The following is a 25,764-nucleotide window of genomic DNA, read 5'->3' as shown; positions in this document are numbered from 1 at the left end:
ATTAATTCTTATGCTCAAGCAAGGCGCCATCATCATTAACCGTGTGTTGTGGACTGTAATAGTCACGCTGTTGGTATTGTTTGCGTTGTATATTAGCGTCGGGCGTTACTACATTCGGTATGTAGAAGATTACCAGCAGCAGTTAGTCGCTGAGTTTGTGGATATTACCGGCCTGCCGGTAACGGTTGCCAGACTTTACGGCGAGTGGTCGAAATTATCGCCAGTCCTCACCATGGAGTCAGTCGTATTAGCCGCTCCTGAAGATCGGCAGCAAGCGGTATTGGTAATTGAAAACTTCAGTGTACAACTTGATTTAATCGATAGTTTATTAAGTCGTAGTATTCAAATCAGAAAATTATTAATTAACGATGCCAGAGTTTCTTTGTTAGAGGATTCTCCGGGACATTGGGGATTACAAGGTTATGGTACTGGCGATCGTGGCGTAGAAACGACTATTGATCTTGATAACCTGATTGATCTGCTGCTCACCGTTGAGGACGCAGAGCTGGTAAAAACGGAAATAAAACTACGCTATGAGGATGAAGGTGAGTCAGCGTTAGTTATTAACGAATTATCGTTGAATAGGGATCAGAATTTCAGGCGTATGCGCTTGCAGTTACTTATGGATGAATCTGCCAAGCCCGTGGTGGCAATTGTTGAAGCGAGTGGAGACCCTAGAGAGCAAGATGTTTTTTCCGCAAAGGCCTACATTAATCTGGATCAATTAGATTTCAAATCAAAGTTACCGCTACTACAGGGTTTGGGTATTGATCTTCAGGAAGCTGCTGTTAATAGCGAGTTGTGGCTGGACTGGCAGCCTAATACGGAAATTTTACTGCAAGGCTATATTGATATTCCTTTCGTAGATATTGCCGCGTTTAGTGGTGAGTCGTTGGCACCGCTGGAGAATTTTGAGCTGGCCTTTAGGGCGGAGAAGTCTGGCAGTAGCTGGCAAGGATGGATTCCTAAGCTGAGTACGCAGTGGCAGCAACAGCATTTTGAATTTGAGAATATACAGTTCGCCGCTTCTCCGGGTGAGCAATCAATATCAATGCCAGAATTTAATGTTGAGCAGGGGATGCAGCAGCTATTAGCGCTTGATTTGCTGGGCGAAAAAATTAAAGAAACATTGTCGACGCTGGCGCTTACTGGAATGCTGGAAAATATTCGATTGCGTATGGAAACTGCAGTTGCAGTTAAAGAAAATAGCAGAAAAGTGTTGCGGCAAGTTAAACCCACAGAGAAAAAACTTGCTGAAAAATTTCAAGTACAGGCGAATTTGCTCAATATAGGCTTGGCTCCCTGGAAGGGCGCCCGGGTGCCAGCAATGTCAGTGGTTATGTAGAGGTGGCTATTGATAATGGTGATATTGGCGGTGTTGTGGAGCTTGATAGTCAACAGTTGTCAATGGCGTTCCCTTTAGTCTATGAGCAGCCGCTCCCGTTTGAGTCAGCCACTGGTAGGTTGCAATGGCGACTGGAAAATAACCGTGTATTTGTTGATAGCGGTCCGTTGAATATTTCAACCGAGCACGGCCCCGTCACGGCATTGTTGGATTTGGATTTACCAACTGAGGCGGATGATGAGTTGCCGCCTACCATGGATCTAACAATTGGTCTTCGTGATACTCCTGCCGCTTACCGTGATCGTTATATTCCGTACATATTAAGCGAAGACTTTCGGCGGTGGTTGGCAACTAGTATCACCGCAGGCCAGGTTATCGATGGCGCTTTCTTATACCGCGGTTCCTTGCGTAAGGGTGATACGGGTAATCGAACTGTGCAGCTGTACTTCAACGTCGCTGATGCGGAGTTAGATTATCATCCTGATTGGCCTGGATTAACGGCAATTGATGGGGTGGTGGTGATTGATGACGCTGATGTCGATGTTTTAGGAAGAAAGGCTAATATTTTCGGACTGGATGTGGCGAGTGCTGAAGTGCATGTGAGTACTCGCGAAGAGCAGGATTTATGGTTGACGGTAGCTGCGCAAGCAGTAGGTGATAGTCGAGACGCCTTGCGTATTGTCAATGAGAGTATGATCAATAATTTTGTAGGTGGAGCATTTAATAGCTGGGAATTGGCTGGTAAAGCGGATGCAGCTATAAAGCTTGATATTCCTCTTGCAGGCACTGATGAACAGCCAGTGATTGATGTGGCAGTTGATTTATCCGCTTCGACATTATCCATTCCTGATTATCGCGTTAAATTTGATCATCTGAATGGTCGTTTGAATTACAACACCGGAAAAGGTATTTCGGCAGTGGGCATTACTGCGCGTTTTTTTGAAAAGCCAGTACAGTTGCAAGTTGCTCAAAATGACGGGAATGTAGTGGTGGTTGATATTAACAGTAGTGTAGATATGCGTGATGTGCAGAGCTGGAGTCAGCAAGCGGCAGTAAGCTTTACCAGTGGTGTGGCAGACTTTAACGCACAGGTCAGAGTGGCACCTGAAGGTGGTGATAGTTTGTTTACCATACAATCTGATTTAGCTGGTGTTGCTATAGATTTACCCGCCCCGTATGCTAAAACGGCAGAGAGTGCTTTACCGTTTTTGTTAGAATTGCCGATAGGTCAGTTGCCGTCTTTACTAACAATGAAGCTGGCAGAGACAGCGGAGTTGCAATTAATTATTGCTGATGATGGCGTAACCAGCGGCGTTGTTGTATTGGGTGAAGCTCAGAGTTTACAACACGAAGAGGGCTTTCTAACAGTCGTGGGCGCGATTGATAATATGAATTATGATCAGTGGCAGCCAGTATTTAATCGTTATTTGGATGCTGACAAGGCATTGGCAGAAACTCGGATTGAGTTGCCGGAAGAGTCAGTGATGTCAGTAAAGGTACGCGATTTTTCTGTCGCACAATTTGATGGTTTTGAATTGCAGTTTGAAAGCTCGATAATCAATGCTATTCGTCAATCAGATACCTGGTGGCTGGCCGTTGAAAATGAAGTGCTGGCGGGCGAGTTAGTTATTGCTGATGATGCAAGTTTGCCATTGAGGGCAAACTTGCAGCGTTTGAAGTTGCCTGGTTTAGAAGAAAATGAAATAGAGCCAGAGAAAACGACTGAAGCGACGGCTGTGGCAGCTGCAGTAACTGATGATGAAACGAGCGAGGCTGCAATGCAGCCACAAAAATTTAGTGCGCTAAATTTGGACTTGGATATTGAACAGCTCAGTTTTGGAGAGCAGGATTACGGCAGTATTGCTGGGAATATTCGTGGTAGTGAAGAACAGTTATTAATAAATAATTTGTCGATGGATATACGCGGTCTAAAAATTTCGCCGGATAATCCAGCAACGATGGAGTGGATGTCCACAGAAACTGGCCAGCAAACTCGCTTTTCCGGATTATTGGAGTTTGCCAACATTGGAGACTCATTGGAACAGTGGAGTTATGAGCGAGTTGTAGAGTCAAAACGAGGTCAGCTTTCAGTGGATTTTACCTGGCCTGGCGCTCCGAATGAATGGAGTCTTAATCATTCTGAGGGTTCTATTTATCTTCAACTTAAGGACGGTCGATTTTTGAAGGCCTCCGGGACTGCTTCAGGGACATTAAAAGTAGTGGGCATTGTTAACTTTACTAATATCTTGCGACGTTTGCAGTTGGATTTTTCGGATGTCTCTAATAAGGGAATTGCCTTTGATCAGATTGAGGGTGAGGCAATTTTGGAAGATTCCCGGTTAGTTATTGTTGATGACCTTGTAATCAAAAGTCCTTCAAGTAGTTTTGCGTTGCGTGGCGATGCGGATATGTTGGCAAAGCAGTTGGATATGGATTTATCAGTCACTTTACCCGTGGCTAGCAATCTACCTTGGATTGCAGCTTTGGCGGGTGGCTTGCCGACGGCGGCGGGTGTGTATGTGGCGAGTAAAATATTTGAAAAGCAGGTGGATCGATTTTCCAGTGCCGTTTATAGCGTAAAAGGTGACTGGAATGATCCGGCGTTAACCTTTAAGCGGGTATTTGACGATAGTAAATCCTTTCATGCACAGGCTGCAAAAAAAGCGGCAGATAAAGCGGCAGAAAAGGCGGCAGAAAATGCGGATAGTGAGGTTAACAGTGAGGCCAGCGCTGGAGATGTACTACCCTAGTAATTGAAACGATTAAAGAGTAGGAACAGAAAGTGAAAAATTCTCGTGTCGCCGCCATTCAGATGGTGAGTGGAAATAATTTAAACTTAAATTTAGCAGCGGTGAAACGGCTGGTAACCAGTGCTGCGCAAGCTGGGGCCGGGTTAGTGGTGTTGCCAGAAACCTTTGCAATGTTCAGCGCCAAAGGGCAGTACAGCCTGGGTGTTCAGGAAGTATCAAACGCTGCTGTTGTTAGGCCTTTTATTGCTGCACTTGCTAAAGATCTGGGGATCTGGATTGTTGCTGGTAGCATCCCCATGGCTGATGGTAAGGCCAATGATGATCGGGATAATAATAAAGTCTATTCAGCAAGTTTGGTTTTTAATACACAGGGGCAAGAAGTTGCCCGCTACAATAAAATGCATTTATTCGATGTCGATGTGGCGGATCAACAGGGTAGTTATCGGGAGTCGGATACTTTTTTATTTGGTGATCAAGTCGTGGTTGTCGATACCCCTTTCGGGCGGCTGGGCTTGTCAGTCTGTTATGACCTGCGTTTTCCTGAGTTTTATCGTGCGATGTTTGCACAATCAGTGGATATTATAGCGGTACCCGCAGCTTTTACCTTACTGACCGGGCAAGCCCATTGGTTGACGCTGTTAAGGGCGCGGGCGATTGAAAACCAGTGTTATGTCATTGGTGCCAATCAAGGCGGTGAACATAGTGCCAAACGCAGTACCTCGGGTGGCTCGGTGATTATCGATGGCTGGGGTACAGTGTTAGCGGATATGGCTATGGGTGAGGGCTATGTTGCGGCGGATATTAATTTAGAGGCGTTATCTGAGTGGCGGCGGGCAATGCCTATTCATCAACAGCAGCGCTTTAATGTAGTTAAAAATTAATAGTCTGGTGACTAGTAGTAGCTCAGTTTTTTTAAGCTGCCGCGCGCTTCAATTCTGTTGTCATATATCCGCTAATTCGCGCAAATAGCGAAATAATTTGCGCGCAGCAGCGGGCGGCTTATTATTGGTTTTTTCTTTATTGGCTTGTATTACTAATTGACGCAGATGCTGGCGTTCGGCTTGTGGGAATTTGGCCATCACTTCTTCAACCGCATTGGGGCCATTTTCAATTAATTGGTCGCGCCACTGTTCCAGTTGGTGAAATGCTTTGGCATCTTCTTTGCGCCCATCTAATAGTTTTTGGTAAGCAGCACTCATCGCCTCGGTATCAGTTTTGCGCATGAGTTTGCCGATGTACTGCATCTGCCGGCGTAGACCTTCTTTGTGTTTGATTCTGCGAGCGGTGTGAATCGCTTCTGCAAGTATGGGGTCATCAAGTGGAATAGTGGCCAGCTGCCCATTACTCAGTTTGACAATATTTTCGCCCAGCTCTTGTAATTTGAGCATGTCATTTTTCATTTCAGTTCTGCTGACGTAGATAATTTCTTCTGGTTCAGCAAACGGGTCTTTATCTTTGTTTTTCATAATTTTCTACGCTACATATAAAACCAGGTGGCCAATCCCAGAAAGGACATAAAGCCAACTACGTCAGTTACGGTGGTCAGTACTACGCCCCCGGCTAAAGCAGGATCAATTTTCATTTTCCGCAATGCCAGTGGAATTATCGCTCCGGCGAATGCCGCGGTGATTAAGTTAATAATCATCGCGCTAGCAATAATGACACCCAGCATAGAGTCATCAAACCACATGGCGGCTGCAAAGGCGACGACTAACGACCAGGCTAAGCCGTTGATGGCGCCTACCATTAATTCCTTGCTGATAAGCCAGCCGGTGTTGTTGCTACCTATTTGGCCTAACGCCATACCACGTATAACAACCGTTAAAGTTTGGGTGCCGGCGATACCACCCATGCTGGCTACAATCGGCATTAATATCGCTAGTGCTACTACTTTTTCAATCGTGCCTTCAAAGACGTTAATCACCGCTGAAGCTAAGAATGCAGTGAGTAAATTAATACCAAGCCATATTGCTCTGCGTGGGGCAGTTTTTAAGATCGGGGCGAAGGTATCTTCGTCTTCATCCAGGCCGGCCATACTCATAAGTGAGTGGTCGGCATCTTCCCGGATAACATCTACGACATCATCGATGGTGATACGGCCTAATAATTTACCATTAGCGTCAACAACTGGCGCAGACACCCAGTCATTGCGCTCAAATAATTGTGCAACTTGACCATCGTCCATGGTTGCAGGAATGGGGTCCAGTTCGGTATCCATAATTTCCCTGACGGTTACCGAGGGGTCAGAAACCAGAATTTTACGTAACGAGAGCAGGCCGATATATTGGTCGCGCCGATTCACAACGATTAAGTTGTCAGTCATTTCCGGCAATTCTTCATGCCAGCGTAAATAGCGCAGTACCACGTCCATCGGTGTTTCCGGACGCACGGTAATAGCATCGGTATTCATCATACCGCCAGCAGTGTCTTCAGGGTAAGCCAGTACGTGCTCTACCCGCTGTCGATCTTGCTGGTCCATTAACTGTAAAACTTCACGCAATACTCTGTCAGGCAATTGCTGCAAAATATCGGCTATATCATCAGGTTCCAAGCCGCCGGTAATCGTTGCGACTTCTTCTGTATCCATATTCCTGAGGAACTGGCTTTGGATTTCGTCACTTAGGTAGGGGAATATTTCACTCTCGCGTTCAATATCAATCAGCCGCCAAATGACCGCTCTGGTTTTTGGTGGCGATGATTCAATAACGTGTGCGACATCAGGTGGTGGCAAGCCGTTAAGCATGCGCAACACCTGAATTGACGTGCCGTTCTCAAGCGCTTGAACTAAATCGTCCAAGTGCGCGAGCTGTTGATTGTTGTCAGCGGTGGCTGGCATTGATGTTGATTCCGAGAAATTGCCGGTGCTAACAGCGGCGAAGAAAAGTGCTAATGGCAGTTTAGGTGATGCCCGCCAATTATCCAGAAAAGCGGCTTAGACAACAATACAAGAAATAACAGATTTGGTGTAATTGCTAGGAGGATTTCTTTATTCGGCTTCTTCAAAGCGATTATTGATTAATTCGGTGAGTGCGTTCATCGCTCTTGCTTCATCACTACCGTCGCATTGTAAGTCCAGTTCGGTGCCCTTGCTTGCAGCCAGCATCATTACCGACATTATGCTTTTGCCGTCAACCAGCTTGCCATCTTTACCCGCTTTGATATCGCAGCCAAAAGCCGAGGCGGTGCTGACAAACTTGGAGGCGGCTCGGGCATGCAGGCCTAGTTTGTTGATAATCGTAATTTTGCTGGTGATCATAGGTTTATTAATATAATTGTTGTTATATTTTTTGCCGGTGTAATTCGCGATGGCGAACTTGCACATTCTCGTATGATGCCGCGAAGTGCTTGCCCAGGCGTTCAGCCATGTATACTGAGCGATGTTGACCGCCGGTGCAACCAATCGCCACGGTTATGTAGCTGCGGTTGTTGTGTTCAAACAGCGGCAGCCATTTGTGCAGGTATTGTTGAATGTCGCTGAACATCTCGTTTACTTCTGCTTGCTGGGCGAGAAAATCAATCACCGGTTGATTCTGCCCGGTCAAGGCGCGCAGATTTGGGTCCCAGTGTGGGTTGGGTAGGATACGGATGTCATAAACCATATCTGCGTCGACGGGAATGCCCTGTTTAAAGCCAAAGGACTGAAATAAGATCGATATTCCAGAGCCGGATTTTTCCAATACTCTGGTCTTGATTAAGGTGCGCAGTTCATGCAAGTTCATACTGCTGGTATCAATGGTCAAGGTGGCGATATTCGCAATGGGTTCTAATATTTTGCGCTCATTGATAATAGCTTCAGTCAGAGCCGTATGCTTATTACTGAGTGGATGCCGCCTGCGAGTTTCGCTGAAGCGTTTTATTAAGCGCTCGTTGTCAGCATCCAGAAACAGCAGTTCCATGTCCAGATTGTCGGGTTTGTTTTGTAGTAGCGCGACGAGTTGGGATAAATCCTGGCTGGCATTGCGCGCATCAACGCAGATGGCAACCTGATTGTGTTCGCGGGCGGTGCTATCCTGCATGTAGCTCACTACTTGTGGAATTAATACTACTGGCAGGTTATCAATGCAATAAAAGCCTTCGTCCTCAAGCAAGTTGAGGGCGGTGCTTTTGCCCGAGCCCGAGCGGCCACTAATGATAACCAGTTTCATGGATTTACCTTGATCTATAAATCGGTCGCGAACTATAGGGTTTTCTAAGTGGTTAAGCTATCAAATGACTGTTTGGTTTGGCAATGATTTCTTTTGGCTAGTGGGTAGCGGCCAGGGCATAAAGTGCTTCGCTATTGTCAGCTTCACGTAACTGTTGACAGAAGCCCTCGTCATTAAACATTTCGGCTATTTTGGCGAGGACTTTAAGGTGCTCGTCATGCGCTTGTTCAGGAACCAGTAGCACGAATAGTAAATCGACAGGATTGCTGTCGATAGAGTCGAAGTCTACTGCTTGTTCAAGTTTAATCAGTGTGCCAAGTATTTGATCGCAATTGGGGATGCGGCAGTGGGGGATGGCAATTCCATGGCCAAGGCCGTACTGCCCAGGCGCTCTCTGGCGATGAGGTGGTCGAATAACTGATCCGGATTTAATGTTGGGATGTCTTCGCTAATGACCTGAGCGATATTTTCCAAAACGCGTTTTTTACTACTGCCCGGTACACCACAAAGGGTGCGACCGGGGCTTAGGATGGAATTTAATTGCATGTTTGATTACTGCGGTACTTATTTAGGTTGAATAGGCGCGTTATCCGCAGCGTTAGCGGAATGCTGCACCTTGTTTTCTATTGATGTTTTTTTCTTTGTGTTTGAGTAGCTGGCGATCTAGTTTGTCAGTGAGATTGTCGATTGCTGCATACATATCTTCAGACTCACTGGCGGCAAATAAATCTGCGCCAGCAACATGGACAGAGGCCTCAGCTTTTTGTACTAGCTTATCTACGGTAAGAGTTACATCAGTGTTGGTTATGTTATCGAAATGTCGCTGTAATTTAGAGAGTTTAGTATTTACATATTCGCGCAGTGCGGGGGTGACTTCTACGTGGTGTCCGCTAACATTAATTTGCATAAGCTGCTCCTCTAGTTGTGCTAATAAAGGTACTCCTTTGAGTACCTAGCTGTCGAGTCAAAAAAGGCTTATCGGTATTAATTTTTTCTTCTTACATTCACTATAGCAAAGATATGACTGACTGGTGCTGGCCAAGAGCGGGGTGCTGGTTAAATGTTATACCAAGCGCTTCCGTTCATTGGAGGCGGTATCATCAATGACTCCCGGTATTTGGCAATAGTCCGTCGGGCGACCTGAATACCTTGATCGCCTAATACTAAAGTAATTTTACTATCGCTGAGCGGTTTCTTCGGGTTTTCATCAGCGACCAGTTTCTTGATCAGGGCGCGGATAGCTGTGGATGAACATTCTCCACCAGACTCGGTATTGACATGGCTGGAGAAAAAATACTTTAGCTCGAAAATGCCCCTGGGGGTGTGCATGTACTTTTGGGTTGTCACGCGGGAAATAGTGGATTCATGCATTTCAACCGCTTCGGCAATATCGTGCAGCACCAGTGGTTTCATCGCTTCTTCACCGTAATCCAGAAAGCCACGTTGGTGTTCTACAATTTTGGTAGCTACTTTCATTAAGGTTTCATTGCGGCTTTGCAGGCTTTTCAAAAACCAGCGTGCTTCTTGTAAGTTGTCGCGTAAATAATTGTTGTCATCGCTGTTGTCGGCCCTTTTTACTAACGCGGCGTAATCCGAGTTAATCCGTAATTTGGGCGCTATGTCCGGATTCAGTTCTACCACCCAGCGATCTTTAATTTTTTTGACATAGACATCGGGTACCACGTATTCAGTTTTGTCCGACGTAATAATCTCGCCCGGGTTGGGTGTGAGGCTTTGAATAAGTGCCAATACCTCTTTGAGTTGAGGCTCTTTGAGCTTGGTACGGCGCATCAGTTGTGCATAGTCGCGGTTACCCAATAAAGATAAGTGGCGGTCGATAATTTGCTTGGCTTCCTTTAGCCACGGGGTATCACTAGACAGTTGCTTGAGCTGAATCATCAGGCATTCTTGCAAATCCACGGCACCCACACCTGGAGGGTCGAATTGCTGGATACAATGTAGCACTGCTATGACTTCATCCAGCTCTATTTCGGCATTATCTTTCACCAGGCTGCTGTGAAGTTCGTCAGGTGTTTGCGTGAGCCTGCCGTTTTCATCGATGGCATCAATAATGGCTATGCCTATATCGCGATCAGTGTCTGACATGCGGGTTAAATTAAATTGCCACTGGAGGTGGTCCTGAAGGGACTCTGTGACGCTGTTGCGGGAGTCGAAATCGTAGTCGCCACTATCACTTGAGGATTGGCTGCTGACGGGGCTGCTGGACTGGTAGACGTCATCCCATTGGGTATCTACAGGCAGCTCCTCAGGAATACTGTCCTGCCATTCGCTATCAGCGGCAGGACCCTCCGAGTCTTCATTACTACTGGATTTGGTTTCAGTGCTTTGGCTGAAGTCGACCAGTTCGTTGGCTTCTGTGTTCGCGTCCCTAACGGTCTCTGGTTCAAGCTCTTCGTTGGCATCCAGCATCGGGTTGCTTTCGAGCGCCTGTTGGATCTCTTGTTGCAGATCAAGCGTGGAAAGTTGTAATAACTTGATGGCCTGCTGCAGCTGAGGCGTCATGGTCAGCTGTTGGCCAATTTTAAGCTGTAGCGATTGTTTCATAGGCTGTTGGGTGTACCCATACTGCATATCTCATTGTTTTTTCAGTAGTTTTAGATTATTAACTGAATATTTAGAGATATGGGTTTTAACGAATCTTACTGGCAGTGTAGCTATGGTTTTTGCTACAAGCAATCCTTATACCGATTTTGCGTAATAGTCCCAAATTTTACAATACAAATTGATGGCCGAGGTAAATATCTCGTACTTTTTGGTTGCTGAGTACCGTTTGAGCATCACCTTCGGCAATTATATAGCCCTCGCCGACGATATAGGCCTTCTCACAAATATCCAGCGTTTCGCGTACATTGTGGTCGGTGATAAGGACACCAATACCCATATCTTTAAGATGATTGATGATCTGCTTGATATCCGTCACCGAGATTGGATCAACCCCGGCAAACGGTTCGTCCAGCAACACAAAGGAGGGCTCTGTGGCCAGCGCCCGCGCAATCTCTACTCGTCGCCGCTCGCCGCCCGATAGAGCCATACCCAGACTATTGCGGATATGGGTGATGTGGAATTCCTGTAGTAGTTTCTCCAGTTTATCTTTGCGCTGCTGACGATTGAGGTCTTTGCGGGTTTCCAGGATAGCGCTAATGTTATCGGCCACTGATAACTTGCGAAATATAGAGGCCTCCTGAGGGAGGTAGCCAAGACCAGCGCGCGCACGACCGTGCATGGAAAGGCCGGTTAGATCTGTTTGGTTGAGCATTACATTACCGCTATCTGCGCTAACAATACCCACGATCATATAAAAGCATGTCGTTTTACCGGCGCCATTGGGTCCTAGTAACCCCACCACTTGTCCGCTGCGAATTTCAAGGGATACATCTTTGACTACCGGTCTGCCCTTATAAGCTTTGGCGAGATTATTGGCCTTCAGAACTGCCATCAGTGTCCTTGTGTGTTGCTTGATTATAATCAGGTGCGGTTGTGGCTTCAGTCGTTGCTTTAGTCTCAACAGCGGTAGTGGTTGGCGTATCAGTATTGTCTGGTTTGGGCTCCGGCACCAGCACCATGCGCACACGGGTAGACTCTTTTTTGCTGCCTCTCGCTTTTACCTGTTCCGATGACGTATTGTATTCGATTTTTTCCCCGCTAACGATATTGCCATTTTGGTTTATGCTGGCGTTGCCGCTTAGTACTACTAAATTTTTATTAAGCTGGTAGACAAGTTTGCTTGCGTTAGCTTTCATTGGTGGTTTGGTGGGATCAGACTGTTGTTCAAAAAACACTGGGTTGCCTTTTGCCTCCATTGATATTACCTGACGGTTTTCACTGCGAATAATAATATGATCCCCATTTATTTTAAGTGAGCCTTGAATAATCTGCACGTTCCCTACGTACTCGGTTAGTTCAATATTCTTTTTGGTTGTCTGACTGGCACGGTCAGCTTCAATATTGATTGGCTGCCCGCTATCTTCTGGCAAGGCCTGAGTCGGCAGGCTTACTAGGAAGCCGATGAGGCTTAGTGTGGTAAGTTGGAGTATCAATTGGGTCATAATGGTTACTTATTGGTTTAATGAGTATGAGGGTGGCTATAGCGTTGAGTCAATCGAGGGGGCTTCGCTATTTTTGCGATCAGGTTCATATTGGCCTCTTACTTGATGGAGTAATGTAATTGACTTATTGGCAAGATTTGCACTCATACCAATGCGCGGGTAAATCCGTTGGCGCTATGCAATGTTACCGGCTGCTCAGTATCGGCAAGTTTTTGATTTGGATAAATAAACAGCTGTGGTGTTTTTAGCGATGTGGTTTCGTCGTTGCTGACAATAACGACCTGTTGACTTAGATCGATTTTCTCACCTTCGTTATAGACTACGCCGGATTGGGCGCTAATCTGCCATTGCGTTAAGCCCTGATCGTGAAGAATAATCAGGGGATCAGCTATTTTGATGCTGTTGTTCACTGGGTTGTGTTTAATCTGGCTGCTATTAATAGTGGTGTCTATATTGCCCGCTTCGTCATATTGACGACTTGCCGCGTGGATGAGATAAAATTCCGAGCCCCGGTTTTCGTCAGCAGTTTCGTTGAATGCCGGCGGGCTGCCGGTATCAGAATAAATAAATAAAAACACCACAAGTATTAAGCTGGCGATGACCAAACCCAGAGTATTTTTACGTCGTCTATTCAGCAGCTGCATAAGCTTGAGCGCTATCCAATGAGTTCAAAAAATGAGGTGAAGGCCAAGTCGTTATAGTTATTGTAACTGTTTGCTTGGTAAAGTTCCCCGTGTCGTGGTCTTCAATATAGCTGAAGTGGTTGCTGCGTAGGGTGTCTTGCAGTTTAGCTTCAGTATCTACTGGTTATTGATTGAATTAAGCCACTCCAGCTTTTAATAAGTCGTGTAGATGAATTGCGCCAACAGGTTGGTTGTTCTCATCAACTACGGCTAGTACGCTGATTTTGCCATTATCCATGATCGCCAGCGCTTCAGCTGCTAGCATATTGGCGTTGGCCGTTTTGCAGTTGCGGGTCATGACGTCTGCAATCAGCGTGTTATGAATATCGATACTTTGATCCAGTGTTCGTCGCAAATCACCATCGGTAAAAATACCGATTAGCTTGCCGTCGCTATCGAGAATGGTGGTCATTCCAAGCCCTTTGGTGGTGATTTCCATCAACGCGTCACTCAGTTTGGTCTCTGGGTTAACAGCCGGGATTTCGCTGCCGGTATGCATGATATCTTCAACTTTGAGTAGCAGTCTGCGTCCCAGCGCTCCACCGGGTGAGAAAATGCAAAATCTTCAGCACTGAAACCGCGCGCTTCCAGTAGTGCGATGGCTAAGGCGTCACCCATGACCAATGTGACGGTGGTGCTGGAAGTAGGTGCTAAATCCAGCGGGCAAGCCTCTTGCAGCACACTGACATCGAGATTGGCATCGGCGGTTTTTGATAGTATCGAGTCGGCATTGCCGGTCATGCTGATAAGTGGAGTGCCCATTCTTTTTAGTAGCGGTAGCAGTGTAACCACTTCGGATGTGCTGCCGGAATTAGATAGCGCCAGCACAACGTCATTGGCAGTAATCATCCCCATATCGCCATGGCTGGCTTCGCCTGGGTGAACAAACATGGCAGGGGTACCGGTGCTGGCAAGTGTTGCCGCTATTTTAGTGCCGATATGCCCTGATTTCCCCATGCCGGTAACCACTACACGCCCTTACAGGCGAGCATTAACTCGCAGGCCTTGTCGAATTGGGCATCAATGCGATGGGTCAATTGGTCAACAGCATCCCGTTCCATTGTGATTGTGCGGATGGCTGATTGCTTGTAACTAGTCGTTGACATAGTGATGGTCCGGAAATTAGCTCATAGGGAACAGCAGGTAGTAATAAGCACCATAGACTAATAGTAGTAGCCCGCCTTCGACTCGACCAATACGACCGACGCTGGTGGACGCAGTTTGTTTAGCTCGATCGGGCGTGAAGAAATAATGGGCGCATAGCAGTGCGGTTAACAACAGTGTAATTGCCGTCATCGCAAGATAGTCGCGATTAAATACTTCGGGTTCTAATGCGGTTGGATTGATTAGTGCCGGCATCGCCATCACCGCTAATAAATTGAATAGGTTAGAGCCGATGACATTGCCAATTGCAATATCGTGATGGCCTTTCAGAGCGCTGGCAACCGTAGCAGCCAGCTCAGGGAGGCTGGTACCCACTGCGACGATGGTGAGGCCGATAATTAATTCACTGACCCCGAGAGATACGGCAATGTCTTTGGCTCCCCACACCAAAATGCGAGAGCTGATAATCAGCAGCACTAAGCCAATGATAAACAGCAGCCAGGCTTTTTTGCTGTCGATATCAGGGATATTTTCAACATCGGCTTCATGTTCTGCATCCGGTTGATGAGATTTGCTGGTGACTAAATAATAAAAAATGGCGGCGAGCATCAGTAGAAAAATGACGCCGTCAGACATACTCAAATAATTATCATTGACAAAAAAGATGACGGCGAGAGTGGCTGCTAACAGCAGAGGTATTTCGCGTTTGATCAGACCTTTGGCAATCGGGATGGGGGCAATCAGTGCCGTTACACCCAGTACCAAACCAATATTGGCTAAATTTGAACCTATCGCGTTGCCTACTGCCAAAGCCCCAGAGTTCTCTAGTGCAGCATTGATTGATACGATAATTTCTGGTGCGGAGGTTCCTATGGAGACAATAGTCAGTCCAATCATTATGGGCGCCATACCCAGTCCTTTGGCAATCCCCGCAGCGCCAGCGACAAAGCGGTCGGCACTCCATATAAGTCCGGCAAAACCAACAAGAATGGCAAAAATAGCTGTCGTCATAGAGGTTTTCTGTCTGTTTGGGCCTGTGTTGGCCGAGGTAAAATGAGGCTGCATTATATCGGCCTAAAATCAGATATAAAGGATTTAATGTGGCTAAAAATAATCAGCGATGAAAGTTTACTTTTACCGAGCGGAGATTTTCGTTACATTAGTCGGATTTTAAGGCTGCAAGTTAAGCCGTGTTTTTATTTGGGAAGAGAATTATGAGGTTATTTAAATCACTGCGTTCAAGTTTGTTGGGCCTGGCTGTGGTGGCTTTAGCGACAAGTGCTGGCTGGTTACAGGCTGAGGAAAAGGCAGACTTAACCGCGCATCAAGTGGTACAGGCTACGACTGACCGGGTGATGAAAATTATTGTGGAAGCGCAAGTTTATTATGACAAAGAGCCGCAGCGTTTTTACGACGAAATTGAAGGTGTGCTTTCCGATGTGGTGGACTTCAATAGTTTTGCCCGGGGTGTGATGGGACCTTATGCCAGTAAGCAAGCCTATATGGCGCTCAAAACCGGTGCCGAAAAAGAGGCATTCAAGCAGCGGATGGTACGTTTTAGCAGTACCTTTAAAGATGGTTTGGTGCAAACTTATGCCAAGGGGCTGTTGGCCTTTAATGGTAATAAAATTGAAGTGCTACCGGCAGCCAGTGATGTTGAAGGTGAAGGTAGTGTTACTGTAATTCAGCATATTCATGGCGATGCCGAGAAGCCTTACGAGGTGCAATATAAGATGCGCCAGAACAGTAAGGGTGACTGGAAGTTGCGCAATGTCACCATCGAGGCGATTAATTTGGGCAAGGTATACCAGAGCCAATTTAGTTCCGCTGTTCGTCAGTATCAGGGTGATATTGATAAAGTCATAGATAACTGGTCGGTTGAACCAGGTGCAGACAGCAATGCCGCCGACGACAGTGATACCGAGGCTGAGGGTTAATACCTCTGGCCTTTTCGGCTTTCCCCCTCGCTATTGGCTGGTGATTTTCGTACAATTCCCCGCCTTTCTACCCCTGCTATTGTGTTGTGTGGCGATCAGTTCAATTCGACCCCCCAAAACGCGATTATTAATCGATGATACTCTGCTAATCTTTGCTTTGGGATCAATCGCTGTCTGTAGGTAATTGGAGTTAATTATGCAGCCGGAACAAGTTAAAGAAATTCTACAGGCGCATTTGCCTGATTGTGATATTGAAGTCACGGGCGATGGCCGCCATTTTGATTTAGTCGTCGTTGGTGATGTTTTCGAGGGTTTAAATGCCGTGAAAAGACAGCAACTGGTTTATGCCGGCTTAAATGCCCAGATCGCTGATGGCACCGTACATGCAGTGAACATGAAGACTAAAACTCGCTCCGAAGCTGCTGAGTAAATGCTTGCTAGGCTCTTGAGTAAAGTCGCACACCCAATAAATAGGTATTGTTGATGGATAAGTTGTTAATCAGAGGTGGCGCTAGATTGGATGGAGAAATTAGGATCTCCGGCTCCAAAAACTCTGCGTTGCCTATATTGGCTGCCACCTTGCTGTGCGATGAGCCCATTACTATCAGCAATTTGCCCCACTTACACGACATTACCACCATGATCGCGTTACTGCGTTGTATGGGAGTGGATGTGGTGATTGATGAAAAGTTATCGATTGAAGTGCAGGCCAATACCATTCAAAACCTGACCGCACCTTATGAATTGGTAAAAACCATGCGCGCCTCGATTTTGGTGTTAGGGCCGATGCTGGCGCATTTTGGCGAGGCTAATGTATCTTTCCCTGGTGGTTGTGCGATAGGTAGTCGTCCGGTTGATTTGCACTTGCGAGGTCTGGAAGCGCTAGGGGCAGTTGTCGAAGTAGACGAAGGTTATATTCGCGCGAAAGTGGACGGTCGCTTAAAAGGCGCGCATATCCTGATGGATACCGTTACGGTCGGCGGCACTGAAAATATTATGATGGCGGCAGCTCTGGCTGAAGGAACTACCGTCATTGAAAATGCAGCGCGTGAGCCTGAAGTGGTAGATCTGGCTGACTGTATCAATGCCATGGGCGGTAAGGTCAGTGGCCATGGTTCGCCGACTATTACTATTGAAGGTGTTGAGCGTTTGCATGGTTGTACCTATGCAGTAATGCCTGACCGTATTGAAACTGGAACGTATTTGGTAGCGGCGGCAGCCACTGGTGGTCGTATTAAATTGAAAGATACTCGCTCGGATATATTAGAGGCGGTATTAGTTAAGTTGGAAGAAGCTGGCGCTAAAGTTGAGACCGGTCCAGATTGGATTACGTTGGATATGGAAGGTCGTAGACCGAAAGCAGTCAATATTAAAACAGCACCTTATCCGGCATTTCCTACGGATATGCAGGCGCAGTTTACCGCCATGAATGCGATTTCTGTTGGTACTAGTCGTGTGACTGAAACGGTATTTGAAAATCGGCTCAACCAGACTCAGGAAATGAACCGGATGGGCGCTCGTATTTCCATCGAGGGCAATACGGCAATCATTGAAGGTGTTGAGAAGTTACGAGCTGCACCGGTAATGGCATCTGATTTACGTGCTTCAGCCAGTTTGGTCATCGCTGGGTTGGTAGCGGAAGGAGATACGGTGATTGATCGGATATACCACATTGATCGTGGCTACGAATGTATTGAAGAGAAATTACAATTATTGGGGGCGAATATTCGTCGCCTGCCAAATTAATTCTGTCCGGTGTCTGGAAGCAGGTGCTGGCAACGACAATATTTATCGCAAAATTATGGATCAAGAAATTATTATCGCCTTAACCAAAGGCCGAATTTTAAAAGAAACGCTGCCTCTACTGGCTGCAGCAGGTATTGAGCCAGCTGAAGATATTAGCCAGAGTCGCAAACTTATTTTTGAAACCAATCAGCCTGATGTGCGGTTATTGGTGATTCGCGGTTCCGATGTGCCAACCTATGTGCAACATGGGGCTGCTGATATGGGCGTGTCTGGTAAAGACATGCTGTTAGAAGCTGGTGGCGCCGACTTATACGAGCCTCTGGATTTAAATATTTCAAAGTGTCGGTTGATGACAGCGGCAATGGTCGATAGAGCATTACCTAAAGGACGTATTCGTATCGCCACTAAATTTACCAATATCGCCAAACAATATTGTGCTCAGCGCGGTATTCAAGCCGATATTATTAAATTATATGGTGCGATGGAGTTGGCGCCTATTATGGATTTGGCTGACATGATTGTAGATATTGTTGATACCGGCAATACACTGCGAGCGAATGGCATGGAGCCGCGTGATTTAATTGCAGATATTAGTTCGCGGCTAGTGGTCAACCGAGCCGCGATGAAGCGTAAAAATCAGCGAATCAAACAATTAATTGAAAGCTTGCGGCAGGCGGTTGAGGCAGCAAAGTAAATGTCACTGAATATCACCAAATTAGATGCAAACGCTGCAGATTTTGAGCGGCGGCTGAATCAGCTACTGGCTTGGGAGTCTGTATCTGACGCGGCGGTAGTGACTGTGGTTGGTGAAGTGATTGCCGCGGTCAAGGCGGATGGTGATAAAGCGTTGTTGGAGTACACCAATCGCTTTGATCGGATGAATGCAGCCTCGGTGGATGTGTTAGAAATGTCGGCACAACAGCTTGCCGACTCACTGGCGAAAATATCCGTGGAAGAGCGCGCGGCTTTGGAACAAGCAGCGGCCAGAATTCGGCGTTATCACGAACATCAAAAACAGGAATCCTGGCGCTATACCGAAGCGGATGGCACGGTACTGGGGCAACAAATTACCGCGCTGGAAAAAATCGGCGTTTACGTACCCGGTGGTAAAGCGGCTTATCCTTCTACGGTATTGATGGATGTGATTCCGGCCAAGGTAGCGGGCGTCAGTGAAATTATTATGACCAGCCCTACGCCTGATGGTGAACTTAACCACATCGTATTAGCGGCGGCCGCAATAGCCGGTGTTGATCGGGTATTTACAGTGGGTGGTGCGCAGGCGATAGCGGCGCTGGCCTATGGCACTGAGTCTATCCCCAAGGTGGACAAAATCGTCGGGCCGGGCAATATCTATGTGGCGACTGCCAAGCGTCAGGTATTTGGTCAGGTCGGCTTGGACATGATTGCCGGGCCATCAGAGATTTTGGTGATTTGTGATGGCCAAACCGATCCGGACTGGATTGCGATGGATTTGTTTTCACAAGCTGAGCACGACGAAGATGCCCAGTCAATTTTGGTCTGTCCTGATGAGGGTTTTATCCTGCGGGTTGAACAAAGTATTGAAAAGCTGCTGCCTACACTGGAGCGTAAAGACATTGTTACTGAGTCACTAAAGAATCGTGCCGCATTAATCACCGTGACCGATTTGGCGCAGGCGGTAGAAGTCTGTAATCGTATTGCACCAGAGCACTTGGAGCTATCCGTAGAAAATCCGGATCAATTATTGCCGCACATCAAGCATGCTGGGGCGATTTTTATGGGACGCTATACCTCAGAGTCGCTGGGCGATTATTGTGCTGGCCCCAATCACGTATTACCTACATCCGGCACGGTGCGTTTTTCATCGCCGCTGGGGGTTTATGATTTTCAAAAGCGTAGCTCGATTATTCACTGTTCTGCTGAAGGTGCTTCCGAATTAGGTAAGATTGCTTCGGTATTGGCGCGCAGTGAATCCTTGACTGCCCACGCTCGTTCTGCGGAATATCGTATTAAAAAATAATTTTCTTGCGCTGGCATTTTAAAATGTGAATGCGCTGAACCATTCTGGATAATCCTGCTGCAGCAATCGTAGTGACATAATGAGTGAGACCGAGACCAATAACGGTTTTACTATGCGCACACCTTTACTAACGACTAACCCTGAACCGATTCGGCCACCAATGACCTGGCCTACCGCCATGGTTAAGCCTATCGTCCAGACAACGTGACCGCCCAGCGCAAAAAATATCAGCGAAGCGATATTGGAGGTGAAGTTCAGAAGCTTGGTGTTAGCGGTCGCTTTCGTAGTCCCATAGCCCAGCAAAAAAATAAAAGCGATAGCAAAAAAGGATCCGGTGCCGGGGCCAAAAAAACCGTCGTAAAAGCCGATACTGCTGCCGATAAAAAAACCAAACATCGATGTTGATATTTTTTGCTGGGAGCTGCTTTCGTTTAGTCTGGGGGTTAGCAAAAAATATACGGCAAAAATCATCAATAAGAATGGCAGCATTTTACTGAGTAAGGTGCTGTCGATCGCTTGTACCGTCAGCGTTCCGATTGCGCTGCCGACAAACGTACAGATAATCGCCTGCCGCATGGCGACTAAATCAATGAGTCCCTGCTTAAAAAAATAACGGGTGGCTGAAAAAGCACCGAAGCAACTTTGCAGCTTATTCGTGCCCAGTACGGCTGCGGGCGGCATGCCGGTAGCAAGTAGCGCTGGCAAGGTAATTAAACCGCCGCCGCCAGCGATGGAATCTACTGTTCCCGCCAGCAGTCCGACTAGCGCCAAGCCTAGCAAAGTGACTAGATCGAGTTCCATTGCCAGCTACCTGTCGGTATTAATTTTCGGCTTCGGGGCGTGTACCTACGGCAGTGTCTATCTTCATCTTTTGGCCCTGACGGATAATCTCGATAGCAACGGATTCACCGGGCCTGGTGGCCGCAATAAAGTTCATGCCGGCATGACCATCGCCGACCGGCTGGTTATTAATACGGGTAATGATATCGCCGCTAATTAAACCGCTTTGATCAGCGGGACCGTTTGGATAAGTGCCGGTAACGACCACGCCATTGTTACCTTGTAGTTGGTTTGCCTGTGCTAACGCTGCAGGTATGGCTTGTACTTCAATGCCTAGCCAGCCGCGGATGACTTTGCCGTACTGGACCAAGTCGGACATGATGCGTAGCGCCAGGTCTGAAGGGATCGCCAACCCAATACCTTGAGAGCCGCCAGTTTTGGAATAGATGGCGGTGTTGATCCCTAACAGATTACCTTGTGCATCAACGAGCGCACCGCCAGAGTTACCGGGGTTGATGGCTGCATCAGTTTGGATAAAGTTTTCATAGGTGCTGAGTTTTAAGCCATAGCGGCCAGTGGCACTAATAATGCCCTGGGTGACTGTTTGCCCAAAGCCATAAGGATTGCCAATGGCGAGGACTACATCCCCTACCATTGCCGAAGCAGGGTCGCCCACAGGAATACTTTCCAAATCATCCAGGTTGATTTTCAGTACCGCCAGGTCTGATTCAGGGTCACTGCCAATGGCGGTAGCTAAAGCTTCGCGACCATCCTGAAGTAATACCAAAATCTCATCGGCTTCATTGATAACGTGGTGATTAGTGAGTAAATAGCCCTCGGGGCTGATAATTACTCCCGAGCCCAAACTGCGCTGTACCCTTTCTTTCTGCCGGATATTGTTACGCTGCAAAAAATAACGAAAAAAGGGGTCACTAAATTGCGGTGGCAATTGCTCTTTGACCAGTTTGCTGGTGTAGATGTTAACTACTGCAGGTGCTGCGCTCATCACCGCCTGTGAGTACGAGTATGGTCCCTGCGACATTGCTGGTGCAGTAATTTGCTGGCTTTGATTGTTATGGTTATCGATGCCAAAAAGGGAGGGAAAGTGGTCCAGAATAATAATCGCAGCCAATAGTCCACAAATAACGGGCCACTGTAAGAATTGAAAAACCGCCTTCATGATTTGGTGTTGTCCCTATTGCCGAGCCGAGCTAGCGTTTAGTCTGGCGCTTGAGATTTTAGTAAGTTGCTGTAGCCTACCATTAATTGTGAATCGCTGCGTACTGCAATTATTTGTTTCATTGAATTACTGTCGCGGTTATGACTCTTTTCTGGAAGCCTACTATGTCTGTTGATCGCCAAGTGTTATTGCAGTGCTGTAACGAGTTACTAACTCCGGGTGAGTTTAGTGATTATTGCCCTAATGGTTTGCAAGTGCAGGGGGTGGAAAAAATTAGCACGCTAGTGGCAGGTGTGACCGCTAACCAGGCGTTAATCGAGCGAGCGATAGAGCAAAAAGCGGATGCAATTCTGGTGCATCATGGTTTCTTCTGGAAAGGAGAAGATCCCTGTATTACCGGAGTAAAATTTCGTCGAATCCAGTCCTTGCTGGAACATAACATTAACTTGATTGCCTATCACTTACCGCTGGATGCTCACCCGACGCTAGGAAACAATGCGCGCTTGGCGCAGTTGCTGGGCATTACCATTGCCGATGGTCTGGAGATGGGGAATCCAAATTCGGTGGGTAATATCGGGTATCTGGCTGAAGCGATGTCAGCCCAGGATTTTTGTCAGCGGATAGGGCGAGTATTGCAGCGCGAGCCGTTGTTAGTCGATGCTGGTGATCATCTGATTAAATCCATTGGCTGGTGTACTGGTGGTGCACAAAGCTATCTTGGGCAGGCGGCGGCGCGTGGGGTTGATGCCTATCTGTCCGGTGAAATATCGGAAGCTACCGTACACGATGCCCGCGAGCTGGGGGTGCATTACATTGCCGCTGGCCACCATGCCACTGAGCGCTATGGGGTGCAGGCTGTAGCCGAGTATCTCGCTGAAAAATTTGATCTGGACTATCAGTATATTGATATTGATAGTCCAGCTTGAAGGTAAGGTCCGGGTGTTAGTGATTACATCCGGTCTTCAGAACTAAGAATAACTTCCAGTTCTTCTTGTCGCTTGGTTTTTTCCAGTCCGAACTCTTCATTAAGCATACCGGGTTGATTGGGTGTCTTGGGGGCGTAGTCCAGTGGTGGCATGGTATGTTCTTCTACAGTGTCCGGTTTTTTCTTGGCGGTCGAGGTGGTAACGGGTATTGCTTTTAAATTTTCACTGGCATGCTCGCCGGCAAGTGATTGCGCGCCTTTGGCCAAGTGGTTATGGACATCTCGGTAGCTATTGGTCAGGTGATTTAATAAGTCTGCCGTTTCAACAAAGTGTTCAGCCACTTCGTGTTGATAATTTTCCTGCTGTAATTGCATTTCTTTCAGCTGAGTCTCCATCAGTTTTTGTGACTGTTGTGAAGGGGCTGTTTTTTGTGCGATAAAAAAACCAATCAGTGCGCCAATGATTGTGGCAGCAAGTCCAACCGTAATTACTAATTCCAAAGAATACACGTGATAAACCTTTATAGTTGCAAGTTGCGAGTAGTATAACGCCGAAGCGGTCGACGCTGAAGTGTCGATTGTGCGGTAACTTTGATAGATTGCCAATAGCAAATGATCTCGGTAAAGTGGCGCCCCTTAGGTTTACCTGTGTCACAGTCAAAAACAGCAAGTTATTAATAGTATGACACCCAAGCAGCGTTATCAGTCAGATTTGACCCAGGCGGATTTTTCCTATGATCCGGCGCAAGAGCGGGCGGTGGATTTATTACAGGATTTATACGAGCGCTTGCTGGCGGCTGAATCACCCAAGCAAAATGGCAGCTGGGTTAAACGGTTATTCGCTGGCTTGCAGGGGGATCAACCAAAGCAGCCAGTGAAGGGTTTGTATTTTTGGGGCGGCGTAGGGCGCGGCAAAACCTATTTAATGGATGCCTTTTACGACTCCCTTCCCTTTGAGCAAAAAATGCGCGCCCACTTCCACCGTTTTATGCAGCGGGTGCATAACGAACTCAAGGCCTCGGCAGGTAAAAAAAATCCTTTAACGTCTATAGCTGAACAGTTGGCCTCGGAAGCTCGAGTGATCTGTTTTGACGAGTTCTTTGTTTCGGATATCACTGATGCCATGATTTTGGGGAGCTTATTTGAGCAGCTGTTTGCTAATGGGGTCACTCTGGTGGCCACCTCTAATATTGTACCTGACGGTTTATATAAAAACGGTTTGCAGCGCGCGCGGTTTTTACCGGCTATTGCGCTAATCAATCAACATACCGAGGTGGTTAATGTTGACGGTGGCATTGATTACCGGTTGCGCGCTCTGGAGCAGGCTGAGCTGTATCACTATCCCTTGGGCGCGGAGGCGGATGCTAGTCTGGCTAAATCTTTCGCCAGTTTGAATCCCGATGTTGAGCATGTTCTTCACAATGAGTCGTTGCAGGTAGAGGGCGCCCGATTGTTGCTCGTAGTGTTTCCGATGATGTGGTGTGGTTTGATTTTAAAGAGCTTTGTGATGGCCCGCGCAGTCAAAATGATTATATTGAGCTGGCACGTGAGTTTCATGCCGTGTTGATTAGTGCGGTACCACAGATGTCTGTGAGTACCGATGATCAGGCTCGTCGTTTTATTAATTTGGTCGATGAGTTTTACGACCGTAACGTTAAGTTGGTGTTGTCTGCCGAAGTGGCGCTAAGTCATCTCTATACCGGTGGCAAGCTGAATTTCGAGTTTGAGCGTACCCAAAGCCGCTTGCTGGAAATGCAGTCCCATGACTATTTAGCGAAAGGTCATCGGCCCTAGCATCAGGGTCGAGGCCCGGATTATGGGTGGTAGAATCAGTATGAAGCTGGCTTTTAGTAGCCGCTTTTCGGCTTCTGCTGCAATCTCTCCGCTAATTGGCTGATTAAAGTGGTGATTAAGCTGCTAAACCCCTTGTTAACACCTAAATACCCCTTGTAAAAAATTAGCCTCATCTGTAGAATTCGCGCCTCTATAAATACGGGTCCCAGCTCTAAAGCTAGTAGCACCCCTCATAGGTTGAGGAAGTAAGATGAAAACCTTCAGTGCAAAGCCGGATTCTGTACAGCGTGATTGGTTCGTGGTTGATGCCGATGGCAAAACCCTGGGTCGTTTGGCTACAGAAATCGCACATCGCTTACGTGGTAAGCACAAAGCGGAATACACTCCGCATGTTGATACGGGCGATTATATCGTTGTTGTTAATGCCGAAAAGATCCAGGTAACGGGTAATAAAGCAAAAGACAAAATGTACTACCGTCACACTGGTTATGTTGGTAACTTGAAATCAATCAGCTTCGACAAGCTCATTGATAAAGCCCCTGAGAGTGTAATAGAGATCGCGGTTAAAGGTATGATGCCTCATAATCCGTTAGGTCGCACTATGCTCAAGAAGCTTAAAGTCTACGCAGGTTCAGAGCATCCTCATGCTGCTCAACAGCCACAACCATTGAATGTATAACGGATAAGTCTTATGTCAGCTACTCAATATTATGGTACAGGCCGTCGCAAGACCTCTACCGCCCGCGTGTTCCTTAAATCAGGCACCGGTAACATTACTATTAATAAACGCACTTTAGACCAGTACTTTGGCCGTGAAGTTGCTCGCATGATCGTTCGTCAGCCACTTGAATTGGTTGAGATGAATGAAAAATTCGACCTTAACATTACGGTTGTTGGTGGTGGTAGCTTCGGTCAGGCCGGTGCTATTCGTCACGGTATCACTCGTGCATTGATGCAGTATGACGAAACATTACGTGCGGCACTTCGCGCTGAAGGCTTCGTTACTCGCGATGCTCGTGAGGTTGAACGTAAGAAGGTCGGTCTGCGTAAAGCACGTAAGAAGCCACAGTTCTCCAAGCGTTAATTGTTGGTGTATTGGCTGGCTGGTTGACTGGCTCATCCAGCCACAGAAAAACGTCCACGATTGCTTCAGTCTGGGCGTTTTTTTATGACTGCTACACTGGTGGTAGTCAATGATTTGAAAAACCTGACCAATTATTGAATATATATCGCGAAGCCCTTGAATTTTCTAGGGTTAATTCTTGTAAGCAGTGGCCAACTTCTTTACTATTTGGCCCCACTTGAATCG

At 47.0% G+C, this 25,764-nt stretch carries 23 protein-coding genes and 4 pseudogenes; 12 read left to right on the top strand and 15 right to left on the bottom strand.

Features of this window, described 5'->3' with window-relative positions; genetic code table 11:
- Positions 1–10 precede the first annotated feature (10 nt).
- From UNITIG_RS06305 to UNITIG_RS06295, 3 genes are read left to right on the top strand one after another with little or no spacing between them, the layout of a single operon-like run.
- Positions 11–1,345, top strand: coding sequence for a hypothetical protein (locus tag UNITIG_RS06305; RefSeq protein WP_101757617.1), 1,335 nt, complete (start codon positions 11–13; stop codon positions 1,343–1,345).
- A 2-nt stretch (positions 1,346–1,347) separates the two neighbouring features.
- Entirely contained in the window at positions 1,348–4,095 is a 2,748-nt protein-coding gene (locus UNITIG_RS06300) for a YhdP family protein (protein ID WP_101757616.1), read from the top strand.
- 32 nt (positions 4,096–4,127) lie between these two features.
- Entirely contained in the window at positions 4,128–4,976 is an 849-nt protein-coding gene (locus tag UNITIG_RS06295; RefSeq protein ID WP_101757615.1) for a carbon-nitrogen hydrolase family protein, read from the top strand.
- A 60-nt stretch (positions 4,977–5,036) separates the two neighbouring features.
- Here UNITIG_RS06295 and yjgA read toward each other — a convergent pair whose 3' ends face one another.
- The 12 genes and pseudogenes from yjgA to UNITIG_RS06235 all read right to left on the bottom strand — a co-directional run bounded on the left by yjgA (position 5,037) and on the right by UNITIG_RS06235 (position 15,105).
- Positions 5,037–5,561, bottom strand: coding sequence for a ribosome biogenesis factor YjgA (gene yjgA / locus UNITIG_RS06290; RefSeq protein ID WP_101757614.1), 525 nt, complete (start codon positions 5,559–5,561; stop codon positions 5,037–5,039).
- An 11-nt stretch (positions 5,562–5,572) separates the two neighbouring features.
- The gene (mgtE, locus tag UNITIG_RS06285; RefSeq protein WP_101757613.1) at positions 5,573–6,931 is read right to left on the bottom strand and encodes a magnesium transporter; all 1,359 of its coding nucleotides are present in this window, start codon (positions 6,929–6,931) and stop codon (positions 5,573–5,575) included.
- Between the two features lie 150 nt (positions 6,932–7,081).
- Positions 7,082–7,351, bottom strand: a complete 270-nt coding sequence (locus tag UNITIG_RS06280; RefSeq protein ID WP_101757612.1) for an HPr family phosphocarrier protein — start codon at positions 7,349–7,351, stop codon at positions 7,082–7,084.
- 22 nt (positions 7,352–7,373) lie between these two features.
- The gene (gene rapZ, locus UNITIG_RS06275) at positions 7,374–8,240 is read right to left on the bottom strand and encodes an RNase adapter RapZ (protein ID WP_101757611.1); all 867 of its coding nucleotides are present in this window, start codon (positions 8,238–8,240) and stop codon (positions 7,374–7,376) included.
- Between the two features lie 97 nt (positions 8,241–8,337).
- Positions 8,338–8,786, bottom strand: a pseudogene (gene ptsN, locus UNITIG_RS06270) (PTS IIA-like nitrogen regulatory protein PtsN).
- A gap of 52 nt (positions 8,787–8,838) precedes the next feature.
- On the bottom strand, positions 8,839–9,147 hold the full coding sequence (hpf, locus tag UNITIG_RS06265) for a ribosome hibernation-promoting factor, HPF/YfiA family (RefSeq protein WP_101757610.1): 309 nt from the start codon (positions 9,145–9,147) through the stop codon (positions 8,839–8,841).
- A gap of 156 nt (positions 9,148–9,303) precedes the next feature.
- Positions 9,304–10,805 (bottom strand): annotated as a pseudogene (locus UNITIG_RS06260) (RNA polymerase factor sigma-54).
- A 166-nt stretch (positions 10,806–10,971) separates the two neighbouring features.
- Entirely contained in the window at positions 10,972–11,697 is a 726-nt protein-coding gene (gene lptB / locus UNITIG_RS06255) for an LPS export ABC transporter ATP-binding protein (protein ID WP_101757609.1), read from the bottom strand.
- Positions 11,675–12,307, bottom strand: a complete 633-nt coding sequence (lptA, locus tag UNITIG_RS06250) for a lipopolysaccharide transport periplasmic protein LptA (RefSeq protein WP_101757608.1) — start codon at positions 12,305–12,307, stop codon at positions 11,675–11,677. The genes lptB and lptA overlap by 23 nt, the downstream gene beginning before the upstream one ends.
- A gap of 143 nt (positions 12,308–12,450) precedes the next feature.
- Positions 12,451–12,951, bottom strand: coding sequence for an LPS export ABC transporter periplasmic protein LptC (gene lptC / locus UNITIG_RS06245; RefSeq protein WP_101757607.1), 501 nt, complete (start codon positions 12,949–12,951; stop codon positions 12,451–12,453).
- A 175-nt stretch (positions 12,952–13,126) separates the two neighbouring features.
- Positions 13,127–14,096: pseudogene (locus UNITIG_RS06240) on the bottom strand (KpsF/GutQ family sugar-phosphate isomerase).
- 16 nt (positions 14,097–14,112) lie between these two features.
- Positions 14,113–15,105, bottom strand: a complete 993-nt coding sequence (locus UNITIG_RS06235; protein WP_101759205.1) for a calcium/sodium antiporter — start codon at positions 15,103–15,105, stop codon at positions 14,113–14,115.
- A gap of 203 nt (positions 15,106–15,308) precedes the next feature.
- On the opposite strand from UNITIG_RS06235, the gene UNITIG_RS06230 reads away from it, so the two are divergent.
- The 5 genes from UNITIG_RS06230 to hisD all read left to right on the top strand — a co-directional run bounded on the left by UNITIG_RS06230 (position 15,309) and on the right by hisD (position 19,776).
- Positions 15,309–16,031, top strand: a complete 723-nt coding sequence (locus UNITIG_RS06230) for a phospholipid-binding protein MlaC (protein WP_101757606.1) — start codon at positions 15,309–15,311, stop codon at positions 16,029–16,031.
- A 196-nt stretch (positions 16,032–16,227) separates the two neighbouring features.
- The gene (locus tag UNITIG_RS06225; protein ID WP_101757605.1) at positions 16,228–16,461 is read left to right on the top strand and encodes a BolA family protein; all 234 of its coding nucleotides are present in this window, start codon (positions 16,228–16,230) and stop codon (positions 16,459–16,461) included.
- Positions 16,462–16,514: 53 nt separating this feature from the next.
- Positions 16,515–17,777: a UDP-N-acetylglucosamine 1-carboxyvinyltransferase gene (murA, locus tag UNITIG_RS06220; protein ID WP_101757604.1), complete on the top strand. Its 1,263-nt coding sequence runs from the start codon at positions 16,515–16,517 to the stop codon at positions 17,775–17,777.
- Between the two features lie 55 nt (positions 17,778–17,832).
- Positions 17,833–18,471 carry an ATP phosphoribosyltransferase gene (gene hisG, locus UNITIG_RS06215; RefSeq protein ID WP_101757603.1) on the top strand — a complete coding sequence of 213 codons (639 nt, stop codon included), beginning with the start codon at positions 17,833–17,835 and terminating at the stop codon, positions 18,469–18,471.
- Positions 18,472–19,776 (top strand): histidinol dehydrogenase, encoded by a 1,305-nt coding sequence (gene hisD / locus UNITIG_RS06210; RefSeq protein ID WP_101757602.1) that lies wholly within the window; start codon positions 18,472–18,474, stop codon positions 19,774–19,776.
- Between the two features lie 18 nt (positions 19,777–19,794).
- Here hisD and UNITIG_RS06205 read toward each other — a convergent pair whose 3' ends face one another.
- Together UNITIG_RS06205 and UNITIG_RS06200 are read right to left on the bottom strand one after the other, a co-directional pair.
- Positions 19,795–20,577, bottom strand: coding sequence for a TSUP family transporter (locus UNITIG_RS06205; RefSeq protein ID WP_101757601.1), 783 nt, complete (start codon positions 20,575–20,577; stop codon positions 19,795–19,797).
- 19 nt (positions 20,578–20,596) lie between these two features.
- Positions 20,597–21,736, bottom strand: coding sequence for a trypsin-like peptidase domain-containing protein (locus UNITIG_RS06200; RefSeq protein WP_101757600.1), 1,140 nt, complete (start codon positions 21,734–21,736; stop codon positions 20,597–20,599).
- Positions 21,737–21,900: 164 nt separating this feature from the next.
- Between UNITIG_RS06200 and UNITIG_RS06195 the strand changes: the two genes are divergently transcribed.
- A complete protein-coding gene (locus tag UNITIG_RS06195; RefSeq protein WP_101757599.1) occupies positions 21,901–22,662 on the top strand; it encodes a Nif3-like dinuclear metal center hexameric protein in 762 nt (253 codons plus the stop codon).
- Between the two features lie 23 nt (positions 22,663–22,685).
- Here UNITIG_RS06195 and UNITIG_RS06190 read toward each other — a convergent pair whose 3' ends face one another.
- Positions 22,686–23,162, bottom strand: coding sequence for a YhcB family protein (locus UNITIG_RS06190; RefSeq protein WP_159931103.1), 477 nt, complete (start codon positions 23,160–23,162; stop codon positions 22,686–22,688).
- A gap of 181 nt (positions 23,163–23,343) precedes the next feature.
- On the opposite strand from UNITIG_RS06190, the pseudogene zapE reads away from it, so the two are divergent.
- The 3 genes and pseudogenes from zapE to rpsI all read left to right on the top strand — a co-directional run bounded on the left by zapE (position 23,344) and on the right by rpsI (position 25,539).
- A pseudogene (zapE, locus tag UNITIG_RS06185) lies at positions 23,344–24,455 on the top strand (cell division protein ZapE).
- 250 nt (positions 24,456–24,705) lie between these two features.
- Positions 24,706–25,134, top strand: a complete 429-nt coding sequence (gene rplM, locus UNITIG_RS06180; protein ID WP_101757597.1) for a 50S ribosomal protein L13 — start codon at positions 24,706–24,708, stop codon at positions 25,132–25,134.
- Between the two features lie 12 nt (positions 25,135–25,146).
- The gene (gene rpsI, locus UNITIG_RS06175) at positions 25,147–25,539 is read left to right on the top strand and encodes a 30S ribosomal protein S9 (RefSeq protein WP_101757596.1); all 393 of its coding nucleotides are present in this window, start codon (positions 25,147–25,149) and stop codon (positions 25,537–25,539) included.
- Positions 25,540–25,764 lie beyond the last annotated feature (225 nt).

It is taken from the genome of Oceanicoccus sp. KOV_DT_Chl, assembly GCF_900120175.1.
In the GTDB taxonomy this organism is placed as follows: Bacteria; Pseudomonadota; Gammaproteobacteria; order Pseudomonadales; family Dasaniaceae; genus Oceanicoccus.
The sequence above is the reverse complement of the archived record's forward strand: the minus strand, read 5'-3'. Positions and strand labels throughout refer to the sequence as shown.

What these genes read in the sequence shown, in the direction of transcription:
- hpf (WP_101757610.1), bottom strand. Translation starts at nt 9,147, where the DNA reads ATGCAAATTAATGTTAGCGGACACCACGTAGAAGTCACCCCCGCACTG.
- lptB (WP_101757609.1), bottom strand. Translation starts at nt 11,697, where the DNA reads ATGGCAGTTCTGAAGGCCAATAATCTCGCCAAAGCTTATAAGGGCAGA.
- UNITIG_RS06225 (WP_101757605.1), top strand. Translation starts at nt 16,228, where the DNA reads ATGCAGCCGGAACAAGTTAAAGAAATTCTACAGGCGCATTTGCCTGAT.
- hisD (WP_101757602.1), top strand. Translation starts at nt 18,472, where the DNA reads ATGTCACTGAATATCACCAAATTAGATGCAAACGCTGCAGATTTTGAG.
- yjgA (WP_101757614.1), bottom strand. Translation starts at nt 5,561, where the DNA reads ATGAAAAACAAAGATAAAGACCCGTTTGCTGAACCAGAAGAAATTATC.
- murA (WP_101757604.1), top strand. Translation starts at nt 16,515, where the DNA reads ATGGATAAGTTGTTAATCAGAGGTGGCGCTAGATTGGATGGAGAAATT.
- UNITIG_RS06230 (WP_101757606.1), top strand. Translation starts at nt 15,309, where the DNA reads ATGAGGTTATTTAAATCACTGCGTTCAAGTTTGTTGGGCCTGGCTGTG.
- UNITIG_RS06195 (WP_101757599.1), top strand. Translation starts at nt 21,901, where the DNA reads ATGTCTGTTGATCGCCAAGTGTTATTGCAGTGCTGTAACGAGTTACTA.
- UNITIG_RS06205 (WP_101757601.1), bottom strand. Translation starts at nt 20,577, where the DNA reads ATGGAACTCGATCTAGTCACTTTGCTAGGCTTGGCGCTAGTCGGACTG.
- lptC (WP_101757607.1), bottom strand. Translation starts at nt 12,951, where the DNA reads ATGCAGCTGCTGAATAGACGACGTAAAAATACTCTGGGTTTGGTCATC.
- UNITIG_RS06305 (WP_101757617.1), top strand. Translation starts at nt 11, where the DNA reads ATGCTCAAGCAAGGCGCCATCATCATTAACCGTGTGTTGTGGACTGTA.
- rapZ (WP_101757611.1), bottom strand. Translation starts at nt 8,240, where the DNA reads ATGAAACTGGTTATCATTAGTGGCCGCTCGGGCTCGGGCAAAAGCACC.
- rplM (WP_101757597.1), top strand. Translation starts at nt 24,706, where the DNA reads ATGAAAACCTTCAGTGCAAAGCCGGATTCTGTACAGCGTGATTGGTTC.
- hisG (WP_101757603.1), top strand. Translation starts at nt 17,833, where the DNA reads ATGGATCAAGAAATTATTATCGCCTTAACCAAAGGCCGAATTTTAAAA.
- UNITIG_RS06235 (WP_101759205.1), bottom strand. Translation starts at nt 15,105, where the DNA reads ATGACGACAGCTATTTTTGCCATTCTTGTTGGTTTTGCCGGACTTATA.
- UNITIG_RS06200 (WP_101757600.1), bottom strand. Translation starts at nt 21,736, where the DNA reads ATGAAGGCGGTTTTTCAATTCTTACAGTGGCCCGTTATTTGTGGACTA.
- mgtE (WP_101757613.1), bottom strand. Translation starts at nt 6,931, where the DNA reads ATGCCAGCCACCGCTGACAACAATCAACAGCTCGCGCACTTGGACGAT.
- lptA (WP_101757608.1), bottom strand. Translation starts at nt 12,307, where the DNA reads ATGACCCAATTGATACTCCAACTTACCACACTAAGCCTCATCGGCTTC.
- UNITIG_RS06280 (WP_101757612.1), bottom strand. Translation starts at nt 7,351, where the DNA reads ATGATCACCAGCAAAATTACGATTATCAACAAACTAGGCCTGCATGCC.
- rpsI (WP_101757596.1), top strand. Translation starts at nt 25,147, where the DNA reads ATGTCAGCTACTCAATATTATGGTACAGGCCGTCGCAAGACCTCTACC.